Here is a 15,173-nt window from a genome sequence, read left to right on the forward strand (position 1 = left end):
ATAAATAAAATATTATAGCATGATAAAATCAAGCTAAGTAACATCAATGAATAAATTATATATGTATATATCAATTAATTATAACAAAGTTACGCGATAATATAATGAAAGACAATTTGCTAAACTCTTAGATAATAATCATAGTTACAGCTAAGATAAATTAGTTCAAAATCTTAGTTAATATAAAGATCCATTTTTATCAATCAAAATAACTTCTAAAAATATTCTTATTCTAGAAGGCAATAAAAAAGAAAAAAGGTGCGAAAACTATAATTGCAAATATATCTTCAGTAAACTTAGCTTTGCTTATAAGTTAATTACTGCATGTTAAAGAAAATATTTATATAAGATAACTTATTATTATTTCAACTATAACATTTCAAACATAACTCTACATGCAACATAATCATTTGTTAGCATGTAGCTTAAAATGCCATCACTTACACTATATGAGTTTGCATAACCACTTAAACTCGTACAATGCTGAGAACTCCCTATTTCATAACCATGATCTGCCATTATTTTTCCACTATTTGGTATTCCATCATCTAGCTTATTATCCAACCTATGCGCATCTTGTGGCTTCAAAATAGAATTTGGAATTGTTGCCTTAGATGCCGTTTCTGCCGCTCCAAAGGATAAAACTATTTTATTGGCTTTAGCATAAATAAGACCAGAACTATAACCCCACATATTACAACTACGACCTAAGGTAAAAAAATTGAACCCCGCATTATCATTATAAGATGATTGACCTACTGTTACTCCTATTTCTTCTGACTTAGTAAATGCACCATCATATGAACCACTAATCAATCCAGCTAATTTCATGTGCCAAAAAGCCATAATACCATCTGTACGACCTAATATTACACCATCTTCTGCATAATATGTATCTGATTTGCATGTATCCGTACTATGCACCTCACCAAAAAAAGCTAGTGTGTTAGCTTCACTCATATCACCTGGCAATACATCATATGTTAAATAAAATGTATTATATGCCGTCTTATATGAATTATAATCATTCGATATAGATTTTAATTTAGCCTGATTAATCAACTTACCGCCTGATGAAACACCAGTTACTAACAAAGCTATAATTATTAAAACTATTGATAACTCAACTAAAGAAAATCCTTTTTTCACGGTATAAGCAAATTAAATTTCAATGTAAAATAACTTATTATTTCTATTTTTCTATATAAAACATTTTCTTTTTATTAAATTTGTCTTTTTATCTTACTTCTAATTTAAAGCTCTGTTATAAAGTGGCGATTTAGATGCTTACAAAAAATAGGAAATTAACTAGCTAAAGTAGTTACGCATCTCGCTACAGTTTGAGTGTGATATACGCAATTATAGTACAAAAGATTATTTACTATATCACATTATGTTATGCCTAGGTTTTTAATTTGTGCTTATTTCCGTTTTATATAAATAACAATATTTAAAAAAGTTTCCCATTAGCACTTAGTGTTAAATAGCATTATTAATTATAGATTTTTAATAACAGAAGTGTCTTTGGGTGACTAATTAATAGGTTTAGCTATGTTATACGCAGTAATTAATTATTGTAGTATATTTATTAATTTAGAAGGAGATATGTCCTTCTAACATGTAACACTTAGTGTTTAATTAATATAGTATATGTAAAATAAGTTCAGATTATTTTTCAAATGTAGGAGTATTAATTATGCAATATTAAAACCTTTAACATCTTATAATGCTACCATTAAATTAAATGATAAATAACAGATAGCGCTGCAGCATTAATCAATCTGCATATGGTGTTTATCACATATTTTTAAGTAGTATTTTTTGCGTAAAATTTAAGTTATTACAAAATAAAGAGTAAATTCTCCTAATATTTAGGCAGATTGACTAGTTAGCCACTAGTAAATCATGAGGAGCAATTATACTATTCTTAAAATAAGTTAAATATTTTATGGTACTGTTCATTATATATTCAAATTTTAATTAAAATTCTATTTTTGTAATAATATTTTGATCAGTAAAACTAAATCAATCTATGCCAAGAAATTACCGTTATATAACAAACTCTAGCAAGGCTTATATGCTTAACTATTAAAAGAAATAATTTAAAATAATATTCTAGCTTAAGCTAAATATATAATACTAAAAAAACTAGAACTACTAAATCAAAAGTCATATTTACAATATGATTTTGTTAGAAAAAAATTCTAATGTGTAGAGGCATTTACAGAGCTAGACCCATCTTCTTTACTTATATTAACTCCTCTATCAGGCTTTGGCCATTTTACTAAAGCAATTTTGATTACATCATCTAAGTTAGAAGCAAAATATATTTCTAAACCACTTTTTATATCTTTGGAAATTTCTGTTAAATCTTTTTTATTTTTCTCAGGAATAATAACTTTCTTAATTCCAGACCTAAGTGCTGCTAATAACTTTTCTTTTAAGCCACCAATCGGAAGAACTCTACCTCTTAATGTAATTTCGCCTGTCATCGCAACCAACCTATCTACAGCTATAGAAGTTAAAATTGAAACTATAGATGTATAAATGCCAACACCGGCAGATGGCCCATCTTTCGGTGTTGCGCCTTCTGGCACATGTATATGAATATCGTATTTTTTGTATTCTTCTTCGCTAATACCAAATTCATGCGCTCTAGATTTAAAATAGCTGAACGCTGCTTGGATAGACTCCTTCATAACATCTCCCAACTTACCCGTGCAAATGATTTTACCATCCCCAGGTATTTTTACTGCCTCCAAAGCTAAAATATCCCCGCCAAATTCAGTATATGCAAGACCCGTAGTAACACCTATTAAATCAATATCTTCCACTTTACCAAAGTCAAACTTTGGTACACCTGCATATTTCTCTAGGTTCTTTGCCGTAATAGCAACAGAGTTAATTTTACTACTAGCGTCAATTTTCTTTGTTACTTTTCTAGCTAAATTAGCTAATTCTCGCTCTAAATTTCTCACACCTGCTTCGTAAGTATATCTTCTAACCAAGCTTATAATAGCACTATCAGAAATTTTAATCTCATTTTCTGCTAAACCATGTAAAGATATCTGTTTTGGCAATAAATGCCTTTTAGCAATTTCTAATTTATCATTTTCGATGTAACCAGATAAATTAATAATTTCCATTCTATCCCTAAGGGCATGGGGCAAATCAAGTGAGTTAGCTGTAGTTACAAACATTATTTCGGATAAATCATAATCTATTTCTAAGTAATGATCACTAAAATTACTATTTTGCTCAGGGTCTAACACTTCTAATAAAGCAGATGCAGGGTCTCCTCTAAAATCTTGGCCCATTTTATCTATCTCATCTAATAAAAATAATGGGTTGGATGAGCCTGACTTTTTAAGCTGTTGTATTATTTTTCCTGGCATAGCGCCAATATAAGTTCTTCTATGACCTCTAATTTCAGCTTCATCCCTAACCCCACCTAGCGACACTTTAGCAAACTCTCTGCCCATACTGCGAGCTATTGATCTTGCTAAAGATGTTTTACCAACACCTGGTGGACCAACTAAGCATAATATAGGCCCCTTTAATAGCTTAACTCTTTTATTTACAGCTATAAATTCTAAGATTCTTTCTTTTACTTTCTCTAAACCGTAATGCTCTTCATCCAAAACCTGCTCAGATTTTGCTATATCTATTTTTAATTTTGTTGAATCTTTCCATGGAATATTTAAAAGCCATTCTAGATAGCCTCTAACTATACCTGCCTCAGATGATAAAGGATTCATTGCTTTTAGCTTCTTAAGCTCTGATTTAGCTTTAGCATTTGCTTCCTTAGATAACTTTTTCTCTTTAATTAATTTAGCAAACACTTCAAGGTCATCCTCCGCCTCCTCGGTGGCCTCACCTAACTCTTTCTTAATTGCCTTAAGCTGTTCATTTAAGTAATATTCTTTTTGTGAACTCTCTAATTGTGTCTTGATTCTAGTTTTTAATTTATTTTCTGTTTCAATAATCTGTAGCTCACCTTTAATAGTTGAGAGTACATTTCTTAGTCTTAACTCAACATCCAGTTCGGCCAGAGATTCTTGCTTTTTTTCTATTTTGACTGGTAAGCTTGAAGCAATATGATCTGCTAACTTAGAAGGATTATCCAATTCCAAAATAGCTGCCACCAAGTCTGCTGGTATGCGATCCTCATAAGCTATGTAATCTCTAAATTTTTCTTTTAGAGCTCTACTAGCACCTTCGATCTCTGTTTTGTTGTTAGTGATGTCTTCTAAAAAATCTATGTCTGCTGTAAAACAACCATTTTTGTCATAAAAATTTACTAACTTTGCTCTAGATTTAGTCTCTACCAACAATTTAATGGTTCCATCTGGCAATTTTATCATTTGTATAACATCGCCCAAAACCCCTACATTATACAAGTCTTCTTTCTTAACACTATCAATGTCTGGAGATTTCTGAGAAACCAGAAAGATCTTTTTATTACCCTTCATGGCAATATTAAGAGATTTAAGAGATTTTTCTCGTCCTACAAATAACGGAAAAATCATATCAGGGAAAACTACTACATCTCTTAATGGCAATGTAGGCGCTGCAGTAGAAGATACCAACTTAATATTTTGATTAATCATATTTAGCTAACTTTTTTTTTCTTAACCTTATCACTATTGTCTTTTTCGGTTTTGCTTTCCTTAGCTTTGCTAGCTTTGGATGCAACTTTAACTATTTCAGGCTGCTTACCTTCGGTAAAATGAACTTCGTCAACCGTAACTTTTTTTGTACCTTTAATACTTGGTAACTCATACATAGTATCGAGTAAAATAGATTCCATAATAGCGCGTAAACCTCTAGCACCAGTTCCTCTTTTTATTGCCTTTTGGGCAAAAGCTATAAGCGCTTTTTTAGTCAAGACTAAATCAGTATTTTCCATTTTAAATAATTTTTGATACTGTTTTACTAAGGCGTTTTTTGGCTCTGTTAGAATTTTAATTAAGTCACTTTCACTCAAATCCGCAAGAGGTGCTATGATTGGCAATCTGCCAATAAATTCGGGAATAAGTCCATATTGCACCAAATCATTAGGCTCAATACTAGTGATAATATCACTCATTTTAACATTTTTTACATCTCTTACATCAGCAGAGAATCCTATTGAAGCTCCCTTCCCTTTGCTAGAAACTATTTTTTCCAAGCCATCAAATGCACCCGCACAAATAAATAAAATGTTACTTGTATCTACTTGAAGATATTCTTGTTGTGGGTGCTTTCTTCCACCTTGTGGCGGAACTGATGCAACTGTTCCCTCAATTATCTTAAGCAAAGCTTGCTGCACACCCTCACCAGATACGTCTCTAGTAATAGATGGGTTATCAGCTTTTCTTGATATTTTATCTATTTCATCAATATATACTATCCCTCTTTGCGCTCTCTCTACATTATAATCTGCTGATTGTAGCAAGCGTAAAATAATGTTTTCAACATCTTCTCCCACATAACCAGCTTCTGTCAAACTAGTCGCATCTGCCATAGCAAATGGAACATCTAAAATCCTTGCTAAAGTTTGAGCTAATAATGTTTTACCACATCCTGTTGGCCCTATTAACAATACATTAGATTTAGTAATTTCAACTTCACCTGCCTTATTATCTATGCCTGTGTTTTGTAATCTTTTATAATGATTATATACAGCAACAGATAGCACTTTTTTAGCAAAACTTTGCCCAACTACATAATCATTTAATATTTTACAAATTTCTTCTGGAGAAGAAATCTCACCTTTTTCGTGATCTACAATAGAGTTACTTTTCTCTTCTTTTATCACATCAATGCATAATTCTACACACTCATTACAGATAAAAACTGCTGGTCCAGCTATTAATTTTTTTACTTCATACTGGCTTTTACCACAGAATGAGCATAATAAAGTATCTTTTGTTTCTTCAGACATAAAATTCTCTTAGATTATTTTTTTGTTTTTTTGATATCTGCTATCTCACTTCTTGTTTCAATGATTTTATCCACTAAGCCAAAAGATTTAGCCTCACTAGCAGACATAAAATTATCTCTTTCCATTGATTTTTGTATTACAGATATAGCTTTACCAGTATGTTTTACATACATGTTGTTTAACCTTTTCTTTAAGCTTAAAATTTCTTTAGCATGTATTTCAATATCTGTCGCTTGACCAGAAAAACCACCGGATGGTTGGTGTATCATTATTCTTGAGTTTGGTAGACTGTACCTACAACCTTTCTGACCAGCAGTTAGCAATAAAGAACCCATTGAGGCGGCTTGACCTATGCACATAGTTGAAACTTCGGAGTTAATATATTGCATAGTGTCATATATTGACAAGCCAGCTGTAACTACTCCACCAGGGGAGTTTATATACATATAAATTGGCTTATTAGGATCTTCAGACTCTAAAAATAATAATTGCGCTACTATTAAAGTGGCCATGTGGTCTTCCACCTGTCCTGTGACAAATATGATACGCTCTTTTAACAATCTTGAATAGATATCAAAAGATCTTTCACCTCTAGCAGTTTGTTCAACTACCATAGGTACTAATGTGCTTGAAAACTGTTCTAAAATATCCATATATATAAATTTTAATGTGTGTTAAAGTTACAGCTACTAAAGTTATTTAAAAGGATTTTTTTTATTATTTATAAATTTTCTTAAATTGCTCCATCGTAACTTCTTTGTTTTTTAGAGCTAATTTAGAGATAATAAGATCAACCACTTTATTCTCTAAAATAGGTCCTTTCAAATAATCTAACGCCTGAGGATTAGACTTATAATAACCCAACAAATCATCTGGATTACCAGGATATGAGGCAAATTGTTGCTTCATGGATTCTAAAGCTTCGTTATCTGTAACATTGATCTTTTCCACTTGACCTAAATCAGATAATATAAGACCAATCTTAACTCTTCTTTTTGCTATTTTTAGATAGTCTATCTTAACTTTCTTAAATGCCTTTGCATCCTTTTCCTCAGCTTCTTTCTCATCTTTTAACTTACTTTCTGATAAATATTGCTTGATTAAAGCATCGTATTCGTCGTTAACCATAGATTCTGGAAGGTCCAAAGTGATCTTATCTTCTATGTAATCAAATAATTCCTTTTTGCTTTGCTCTTTAGCCTGCTTATTTAAAGCATCTGACAATGATTTCTTCAGATCCTCTTTTAGAGCTTTCAAATTCTCTGCACCTTGAGTCTTAGCAAAATCATCATCTATCTTGGGGGTAGAAACCTCCAAAATCTCTTTTACTTTAACTTCAAACTCAGCTTTTTTTCCTTTAAATTGCTCAGAATGATACTCATCTGGAAATTTAACCTTAACTTTTTTTTCATCATCAACTTTCAAACCAACTAACTGGTCTTCAAAATTATCTATAAAACTTTTGGACCCTAGCTCCAACTGATGATCACTTGCTGTACCACCTTCAAATTGCTCACCATCAATAAAACCTTTATAATCAATTTTTACTGCTTGTCCTTTTTTTGCTTTCGCTTTTTGATCTTCAATCTTTACAAAGGTTTTTTGGTTTTTTGCTCTAAGCTCAATTTGCTTTTCAAGCTCTGACTCAGGTATGATTATTTCATAACCATTAATTTTTATTTTATCATATTCTAATGGTTCAACCTCAGGCAAAACTTCACACTCAAAGCTATATTCTAGATCTTCACCTTCATTATATTTTTTAATGTCTATCTTAGGTTGAGCAGCAAGCTTTAAGTTGTTACTATTTACCAACTCTTCTGAATTTTTTTTCACTGTGTCTTCAATGATTTCACCTGAAATTGCGCCGGCAAATCTTTTTGCTATATAACTTTCAGGGATTTTTCCCGGCCTAAAACCTGGTAGGTTGGCGTGCTTTTTGATTTCAGCTATTTTTTGTTTATTTTGCTCTATAATATCGCTTGCTGGTATCTTAATTGTATATGACCTTTTTAAACCTTCTACTTTGTTCTCACTAACTTGCATTTTTCTATTCAAATTTATTATATAATTGGTGCGGATGAAGGGACTTGAACCCCCACGCCTTGCGGCACTAGATCCTAAATCTAGCGCGTCTACCAATTCCGCCACATCCGCTTAGGTGAATTTTATTTAGCCCTTATCACACAAAATAGCAAGTTATTTTACTGTGATTTACAAGTAAATACTTCAAATAAAGAAAAACCTTAAAAAAAACCAACAAACAAACTACTCTTTTTTTAATTTTGTTATATCCCTACCACCCAAACTCTACCAAATATGTGTATGGCAAAACAGACTTAACTTCAGTATTCATCATAATATAATTAAAAACTTAATATTTCTTAAACAGACACTTGGTCATTTGCTAAAACCTTCCACTCAAACCCGCACCATCTAATCCATCATCATGCTTACACACTTTTTTTCTCCAAGCTTGCTTAGCAGGCAACTTTGTGACTTCAGCTGCACCACCTAACCTATCATCATATTCGCGCAGTTTACTTTGCATTATTTCCACGTGCTTATTTGCTATTCTTTTAGCTCGCTTGTGCATAGCTTTATCTAAAGCATTAAAAGCATCTTCAGCCTCCTTTTTACTGTAAGTAGCTGAATCGCTCCCAACACGCTGCTCAGAATGACTTCCAACTAAACCTCGCTTTGTAAAGCCACGACCTGTTTCAGCAGAACCATACATACGATCATCCAGCTCCTTAAAGGCTCTTTCGGCTTTGCTTTTACTTAAATTATGAAAAACAGACTTAAATGTGGTATTTGCTTTACCCTCCACAACTTCACTAGCAGTTAGCTTTGTTACTGCAGCTGCACTACCTAACCTATCATCATATTCGCGCAGTTTACTTTGTATTATTCCCGCGTGCTCATTTGATATTCTTTTAGCTCGCTTATGCATAGCTTTATCTAAAGCATTAAAAGCATCTTCAGCCTCCTTTTTACTGTAAGTAGCTGAATCGCTCCCAACACGCTGCTCAGAATGACTTCCACCTAAACCTCGCTTCGCAAAGCCCAGGCCTGTTTTAGCAGAACCACACATACGATCATCCAGCTCTTCAAAGGCTCTTTTGGCTTTACTTTTACTAAAATCACGCAACATGGACTGCAATGTTGTATTTGCTTTAGCCTCCACAACTTGACTATTTTGACTTGCCCTTATTGTAGCCTGTCTAGACACTATATCTTCATAACTTTGATCTCTACTCATATCTCTCTCTAATTAAGTTAGAATTATTATAACATTATCTTACTATAATAACAAGCTTTGTTGTTATAATAATGCAATAATATATTATAATAAAAGGAGAGCTATTAAGCAAAAAATTAATCATTTACTTATTGAGTAAAAAAAATATTTTACAGTAAAGCAATAAATTAATAATGATAAAAAAGTTAAAAAGAAAAATTTGTACTAAAAAAACTAATATTGCGGTGATAAAATTAAAAGGGGTCATAGGTAAAGTAGGTTATAATCAAGGCCTTACTATTGACTCAATCAAGCATGTTGAGCAAATTCAAAAGATTAAAAAATTAAATGCTATAATTTTATTAATTAATTCACCAGGAGGCTCACCCGTGCAATCGGAGTTAATTTCCAATAAAATCAAGAAAATAGCAAAAGATAAGAATGTTCCTATTTACAGCTTTTGTGAAGATGTTGCGGCAAGTGGTGGCTATTGGCTAGCTTGTACTGGTGAAGAAATATACGCTTCAGCCTCTTCCATCGTTGGTAGTATTGGGGTAATATCACAAGGATTTGGTTTTACTAATGCTATAAAAAAGCTAGGCATCGAAAGAAGAGTGCATACCCAAGGAGATAACAAGTCTGTACTTGACCCATTTAGTAAGGAGAAAAAAGAGGATATAGAATTAATAAAAAACATTCAAAAAGATATACATGAACAGTTTATTGCGCATGTAAAAAAAGCAAGAGGAACTAAATTAAATTCTGCGGAAAATCTTTTTTCTGGTAAGTTTTGGTCTGGTAAACAAGCTGCCCAACTGGGTCTAATTGATAAAATAGGTATTTATGAAGATGTAATGAAAGAAAAATTTTCAGGCAAAATAAATTACAAAATAATTGAAGCAAAACAAAGCTTTTTGCAAAGAAAACTTTCAACCTGCATTGGTAGCATAGTTAGTAACATAAGTGGCAATTTAAGAGAAATATTGCATGAAGAAAAATATAAGATATAGTTCAAAAAATTTTTAAAACACGCAAAATGAAAGTAACAAAAAAAGTAAGACAAATTTTAAGTTGGTATGATAGTGACAATCCGGGTACTAAAAAAAACCTAGCTCAAATTATGATGACTGGTAAATTAGCAGGTACAGGAAAGATGGTAATTCTGCCTGTAGATCAAGGCTTTGAACATGGTCCAGCTAGAAGTTTTGCCCCAAATCCTGAAGCATATGATCCTGAGTATCACTTTAAACTAGCAATAGATGCAGGTTTAAATGCATATGCTGCACCACTTGGAATGTTAGAATTTGCTGCAGATAAATATGCAGGAAGCATCCCTCTAATTTTAAAAGTTAATAGTTCAAACTCACTTGCAAGAGATAAAGACGCGCCACATCAAGCCTTAACTTCATCAGTAAGGGACGCAGTAAGACTTGGTTGCTCTGCTATAGGTTTCACAATATATCCTGGCTCAGATGCTCAGTTTGAAATGATGGAAGAAATTAAAGAGCTTACAGAAGAAGCTAAATCTTATGGTTTAGCAGTTGTAGTTTGGTCATACCCTAGAGGTGGCGACCTTACCAAAGAAGCTGAAACGGCTGTTGATATTTGTTCTTACGCTGCTCACATCGCAGCCCTTGCAGGTGCTCACATAATAAAAGTAAAACCACCTACAGAACATCTTGGACTTGCTGAGGCTAAAAAAGTATATTTAGAGCAAAACATAAATATAGAAACTCTAAAAGATAGAATTGCTCATGTTATGCAAACTACCTTTAACGGCAAAAGAATTGTAATCTTTTCAGGTGGAGCAAGCAAGGGTTTAGATTCCGTTTATGATGAAATTAGACAATTAAGAGATGGAGGTTCTAATGGTTCAATCATAGGCAGAAACACTTTTCAAAGAAAAAGGGAGGATGCTTTAAATATGCTAAAAAATATAACAGATATATATTTGGGCAAAATCTAGCAATGACCTCATTATATTTGATTTCCCCAACAAATATCAATGTAAAGTCATTCCCTTTCTTATTAGAGAAAATATTCAAGGCTTCAACAAATATTGGAGCCTTTCAGCTTCGACTAAAGGATCAATCCTATCAGGACATATTAAGTATAAGTAAGGTTTTGCTGAAAGTTTGCTCTGATTATAATGTTCCTTTTTACATAAATGACCATTACAACCTAGCTGATGATTTAGCAATAGACGGGATTCACATTGGTCAAAATGATGGAGATATTGCAAGTATAATCAAGCATTACAAGAATCATTTTAAAATTGGCGTTAGCTGCATGAATTCTTTGGGTCTTGCTATAGATGCAAAAAATTCTGGTGCTAATTATGTTTCATTTGGTGCCTTTTTCCCTACCAAAACAAAAGAAAATACCAAACATGCCACTTTGGATATTTTGCAATCATGGCGAGCGTTAAATAATGATACACCATGCTCTGCTATAGGAGGTATAAATCTAAATAATATTGAGAAAATAATTTCATTTAAACCTGAGTATATTTGTCTAATTTCTGCTATATGGGCGCAGAATGATCCTATTATAGCTGCAAAACAACTTGATGATATTTTAATTAGAAATTTGTAAGGTGAAACTATGCAAAAAATTTTATTTATATGTACTGGTAATATTTGCAGATCACCAGCAGCAGAAGCCATCTGCAGAAATAAGCTAGATAAACTAGGTATATTAAGCAATTATGAACTAGACTCAGCTGGTATTCAAGGGCACCATATAGGAGAATCGCCTGATTGTAGAGTATTTATAGAGGGAGAAAAAAGAGGCTATGATTTGTCTCAAATTCACTCAAGGCAACTAATTTTAGACGATTTTTATTATTTTGACATAATCTTAGCTATGACTAACCATCACCTTGAATATTTAAAATCCCACCAGCCTCCTGATTCCATTGTGTCTATTAAGTTGCTATCTAATTTTGTTGATAATAACCATATGCAAGATATTACCGATCCTTATTATGGTAGTAGGGAAGATTTTTCTAAAATGTATGACCATCTTGAGGAAATAGGTGAAAAATTCATCTTAAAAATTACTAAAAATTAACATAGTTTTGCCCCCTATCACCCAACTTAATTATATATTTTTATAGCTTTTGATAATTAATTAGAATAAAATAATTTTAACCTAAAAATCACCTTATGATAAATGCTAATTCTATCCGCGTTGGGAACATCATCAACTTTGCTAAAAAGCTTTGTGTCGTAACTAAAACCGCTCACACTCAACCAGGCAAAGGAGGCGCTTTTGTGCAGATGGAGTTAAAAGATATCCTAACTGGCACAAAATATAACGAACGTTTTAGATCTGAAGATAAAATAGATAAAGCGTTTTTAGATGAGGTAGAATTACAGTTTTTATATGCAGATGGCGAAAAATATTATTTCATGGATAATAAATCATATGAACAAATCGAGCTTACAAAAGATATTATAGCTGAAAACCAACAGCCATTTTTAACTGAAGGACTAACTGTGAAAGGACAAAGTTACGAAGAAAATATTATTTCCATAGCTTTACCTGAAACTCTAGAATTTGAGATTAGCTCTACAGAATCAACTGTAAAAGGTCAAACTGCAGCCTCATCAAATAAACCCGCCATCCTTAACAATGGCATTAAAATAATGGTTCCTCCATTTATTAATGAAGGAAATAAAATTGTTATTCGCGTTTCAGACCAAACTTATTTAGAAAGAGTAAAATAGTGGGATATCCAAGACTTATTTATTTATTAGAGCAAATTATTTTTGAGGGTCGTGATCAGATTGCTAGGGATTTTCTAGAGCTGGGTTATTCTCAATCTAATAAAAACCTACCTTTAAGATTTTCCAGCAAATTAATTGAAATTGCTTCAGGTAAAATACTTGCTAAAGCAGAAAAAATTGCCACTAGACAAGGATTAATCCTAAATAATAATATTATAAAAGAGTCAAGGGAACATGATTATATAGTAATATCTATTTTACCAGAAGAGCAAAACTTACTTAGAGCTTTACCTTTTATAAGCTGTAGTATTATGAGTGCCAAGCTAGATGAAGACTTAACTCCTCAAACTATTTCTGCTGCCGCTATATTAAATCCTTTAACCAACCAATTTTATTGGACCGACACTGATAATCAAGCAAGAGAAAATTTTAGAAAAATTTCTACCAGTAAAGTAGTAGAAATAAACCAAGCTAGTAGTTTGGAGCTTAATTCAGCAAATATAGAATTATGCTGGCTTGCTAGCGGTAAAATAGACTGTCTAGAAATTAGCTATAATAATTTTCTTGATATTGCAGCAGCTGAACTTATTGCCAGAAAAGCTGGTGCCATAAGTTTAATTGATAAAAACAACAAAACTATTAAATTAGCAGCTAATCAAGAATTATTTTCATGTCTGAAATAAATATTGGAATTATAGGAGCTTCTGGCTATACAGCGAGTGAGTTAATTCGCATAGCCCATAATCATCCTGAGATTAACATAAAGTTCCTAGTTGGAAACAGCAAAGCTGGACAGGAGATTTCTAAAATATATTCACATTTAAAATTTTCTAACTTACCAAAAATAATAAAGCTAAACCAAGTAGATTTTACTGCAGTAAAATTAATATTCTTATGTTTACCTCATGGTGAATCAGCAAAAATAATTGATCAGATACCAAAAGACATAAAAATAATAGATTTATCTTCTGATTTTCGTATTAAGAATAACAGTCTTTATGAAGAATTTTACGATAGTAAAAAGAACTGTAAATACAATGAAGAAACAGCATATGGTTTAAGTGAGATATATTTTAATGATATAATAAAAAAAAGAATTATAGCTTGTCCTGGCTGCTATCCCACTTCTATTTTATTACCTCTATTACCTTTAATTAAGAATAATAAAATAAAAAAGGAGCAAATTATTATTGATAGCAAAACAGGCATTAGTGGTGCAGGTCGTAAGTTAGTAGAGAATAATTTATTTTGTGAAATTAATGAAAACTCATTCTCTTACAATCTTACTAAACATCGACATTTAGCTGAGTTAATTGAGCAGTTAAGTATAGGTATTAATGATGTTCAATTCACTCCTCAGATTATACCAGCATCACGCGGCATTATTTCTAATATATATGTAGAGTCATCTTTTAGTGCTAAGGAATTAAATATGTTTCTTAAAGAGTTTTATAAAAATTCTCCTTTTATTATTTGTACTGATGGCGAAATACCAAAATTAAGAAATGTCACAACAACTAATTTTTGTGAGATATCTGTTTTTGACACTAATATTAAGCATAAAAAATTAGTTATTTCCACTTTAGATAATTTAACAAAAGGTTCTTCAGGTCAAGCAATACAAAATTTTAATCTTATTTATAACTTTCCTGAAAATTTGGGCTTAGATAATTTAGCAATTTACCCTTAATTAGTCATGAACACAAAATTTATTCCAACTCCCTATAAGAATATTTTGCCTAATATTGCTAAAAATGCATATATCGCACCTAATGCAACAATAACTGGTGATACCACCATAGGAGAATTAAGTAATATTTGGTATAATGTTGTTATTAGAGGTGATGTTGCACCAATTAAAATTGGTAAAGCCACAAATATTCAAGATGGCTCTATCATTCATGTGTCGAGAGCTAATCACGTGCAAAATAAAACTAAAAATGAGAAAGCCCCAACTATTATAGGTAACAATGTTACGGTTGGACATTTATCAATGCTTCATGCTTGTACTATAGAGGATAATGCTTTTATTGGTATGAGCTCTTTAATAATGGATTTAGCCCATATAGAAACAGAAGCTATGGTTGCAGCAGGAACAGTTATTACACCGGGTAAGATTGTTAAAAGAGGTGAGATATGGTCTGGTAATCCAGGAAGATTTATGCGTAAAATGAGTGAGTCTGAAATAAGCTTTATCGCAAAATCTGCAGAAAACTATATTCTATTAGCACAGGAGTACTTTAATTAAAACAAGCTGCTTTACACATTTATCAAT

Annotated in this window: 14 protein-coding genes and 1 tRNA gene; 8 read left to right on the plus strand and 7 right to left on the minus strand. The window is 32.0% G+C overall.

The window, feature by feature from the left end:
- Nucleotides 1-369: 369 nt before the first annotated feature.
- From HOH73_02255 to HOH73_02285, 7 genes are all read right to left on the minus strand, one after another.
- Nucleotides 370-1,149 carry a prepilin-type N-terminal cleavage/methylation domain-containing protein gene (locus tag HOH73_02255; GenBank protein MBT5827682.1) on the minus strand — a complete coding sequence of 260 codons (780 nt, stop codon included), beginning with the start codon at nt 1,147-1,149 and terminating at the stop codon, nt 370-372.
- Between the two features lie 1,055 nt (nt 1,150-2,204).
- A complete protein-coding gene (gene lon, locus HOH73_02260; GenBank protein MBT5827683.1) occupies nt 2,205-4,607 on the minus strand; it encodes an endopeptidase La in 2,403 nt (800 codons plus the stop codon).
- 5 nt (nt 4,608-4,612) lie between these two features.
- Nucleotides 4,613-5,926: an ATP-dependent Clp protease ATP-binding subunit ClpX gene (gene clpX / locus HOH73_02265; GenBank protein MBT5827684.1), complete on the minus strand. Its 1,314-nt coding sequence runs from the start codon at nt 5,924-5,926 to the stop codon at nt 4,613-4,615.
- Nucleotides 5,927-5,940: 14 nt separating this feature from the next.
- Nucleotides 5,941-6,579 (minus strand): ATP-dependent Clp endopeptidase proteolytic subunit ClpP, encoded by a 639-nt coding sequence (gene clpP, locus HOH73_02270; protein MBT5827685.1) that lies wholly within the window; start codon nt 6,577-6,579, stop codon nt 5,941-5,943.
- A 64-nt stretch (nt 6,580-6,643) separates the two neighbouring features.
- Nucleotides 6,644-7,972, minus strand: a complete 1,329-nt coding sequence (locus tag HOH73_02275; protein MBT5827686.1) for a trigger factor — start codon at nt 7,970-7,972, stop codon at nt 6,644-6,646.
- A 26-nt stretch (nt 7,973-7,998) separates the two neighbouring features.
- Nucleotides 7,999-8,083: transfer RNA gene (locus HOH73_02280), tRNA-Leu, on the minus strand.
- Nucleotides 8,084-8,333: 250 nt separating this feature from the next.
- Nucleotides 8,334-9,188 carry a hypothetical protein gene (locus HOH73_02285; protein MBT5827687.1) on the minus strand — a complete coding sequence of 285 codons (855 nt, stop codon included), beginning with the start codon at nt 9,186-9,188 and terminating at the stop codon, nt 8,334-8,336.
- Nucleotides 9,189-9,361: 173 nt separating this feature from the next.
- Between HOH73_02285 and sppA the strand changes: the two genes are divergently transcribed.
- From sppA to HOH73_02325, 8 genes are all read left to right on the plus strand, one after another.
- Entirely contained in the window at nt 9,362-10,177 is an 816-nt protein-coding gene (sppA, locus tag HOH73_02290; protein MBT5827688.1) for a signal peptide peptidase SppA, read from the plus strand.
- 26 nt (nt 10,178-10,203) lie between these two features.
- A complete protein-coding gene (locus tag HOH73_02295; GenBank protein ID MBT5827689.1) occupies nt 10,204-11,133 on the plus strand; it encodes a class I fructose-bisphosphate aldolase in 930 nt (309 codons plus the stop codon).
- A 2-nt stretch (nt 11,134-11,135) separates the two neighbouring features.
- A complete protein-coding gene (gene thiE, locus HOH73_02300; protein MBT5827690.1) occupies nt 11,136-11,762 on the plus strand; it encodes a thiamine phosphate synthase in 627 nt (208 codons plus the stop codon).
- A 9-nt stretch (nt 11,763-11,771) separates the two neighbouring features.
- Nucleotides 11,772-12,239, plus strand: a complete 468-nt coding sequence (locus HOH73_02305) for a low molecular weight phosphotyrosine protein phosphatase (GenBank protein ID MBT5827691.1) — start codon at nt 11,772-11,774, stop codon at nt 12,237-12,239.
- A gap of 95 nt (nt 12,240-12,334) precedes the next feature.
- Nucleotides 12,335-12,898: an elongation factor P gene (gene efp, locus HOH73_02310; GenBank protein ID MBT5827692.1), complete on the plus strand. Its 564-nt coding sequence runs from the start codon at nt 12,335-12,337 to the stop codon at nt 12,896-12,898.
- Nucleotides 12,898-13,581 (plus strand): hypothetical protein, encoded by a 684-nt coding sequence (locus HOH73_02315; GenBank protein ID MBT5827693.1) that lies wholly within the window; start codon nt 12,898-12,900, stop codon nt 13,579-13,581. Before efp ends, HOH73_02315 begins: the two co-directional genes overlap by 1 nt.
- A complete protein-coding gene (locus HOH73_02320) occupies nt 13,569-14,588 on the plus strand; it encodes an N-acetyl-gamma-glutamyl-phosphate reductase (protein ID MBT5827694.1) in 1,020 nt (339 codons plus the stop codon). The genes HOH73_02315 and HOH73_02320 overlap by 13 nt, the downstream gene beginning before the upstream one ends.
- Before the next feature lie 6 nt (nt 14,589-14,594).
- Nucleotides 14,595-15,146: a gamma carbonic anhydrase family protein gene (locus HOH73_02325; protein MBT5827695.1), complete on the plus strand. Its 552-nt coding sequence runs from the start codon at nt 14,595-14,597 to the stop codon at nt 15,144-15,146.
- Nucleotides 15,147-15,173 lie beyond the last annotated feature (27 nt).

This window comes from Alphaproteobacteria bacterium (assembly GCA_018667735.1).
Lineage (GTDB): Bacteria > Pseudomonadota > Alphaproteobacteria > Rickettsiales > JABIRX01 > JABIRX01.

Bases quoted from the DNA above. Each gene is read 5' to 3' on its own strand.
- thiE (MBT5827690.1), top strand. From the start codon at position 11,136: ATGACCTCATTATATTTGATTTCCCCAACAAATATCAATGTAAAGTCA.
- HOH73_02285 (MBT5827687.1), bottom strand. From the start codon at position 9,188: ATGAGTAGAGATCAAAGTTATGAAGATATAGTGTCTAGACAGGCTACA.
- HOH73_02320 (MBT5827694.1), top strand. From the start codon at position 13,569: ATGTCTGAAATAAATATTGGAATTATAGGAGCTTCTGGCTATACAGCG.
- HOH73_02295 (MBT5827689.1), top strand. From the start codon at position 10,204: ATGAAAGTAACAAAAAAAGTAAGACAAATTTTAAGTTGGTATGATAGT.
- sppA (MBT5827688.1), top strand. From the start codon at position 9,362: ATGATAAAAAAGTTAAAAAGAAAAATTTGTACTAAAAAAACTAATATT.
- efp (MBT5827692.1), top strand. From the start codon at position 12,335: ATGATAAATGCTAATTCTATCCGCGTTGGGAACATCATCAACTTTGCT.
- HOH73_02275 (MBT5827686.1), bottom strand. From the start codon at position 7,972: ATGCAAGTTAGTGAGAACAAAGTAGAAGGTTTAAAAAGGTCATATACA.
- HOH73_02305 (MBT5827691.1), top strand. From the start codon at position 11,772: ATGCAAAAAATTTTATTTATATGTACTGGTAATATTTGCAGATCACCA.
- clpX (MBT5827684.1), bottom strand. From the start codon at position 5,926: ATGTCTGAAGAAACAAAAGATACTTTATTATGCTCATTCTGTGGTAAA.
- HOH73_02325 (MBT5827695.1), top strand. From the start codon at position 14,595: ATGAACACAAAATTTATTCCAACTCCCTATAAGAATATTTTGCCTAAT.
- clpP (MBT5827685.1), bottom strand. From the start codon at position 6,579: ATGGATATTTTAGAACAGTTTTCAAGCACATTAGTACCTATGGTAGTT.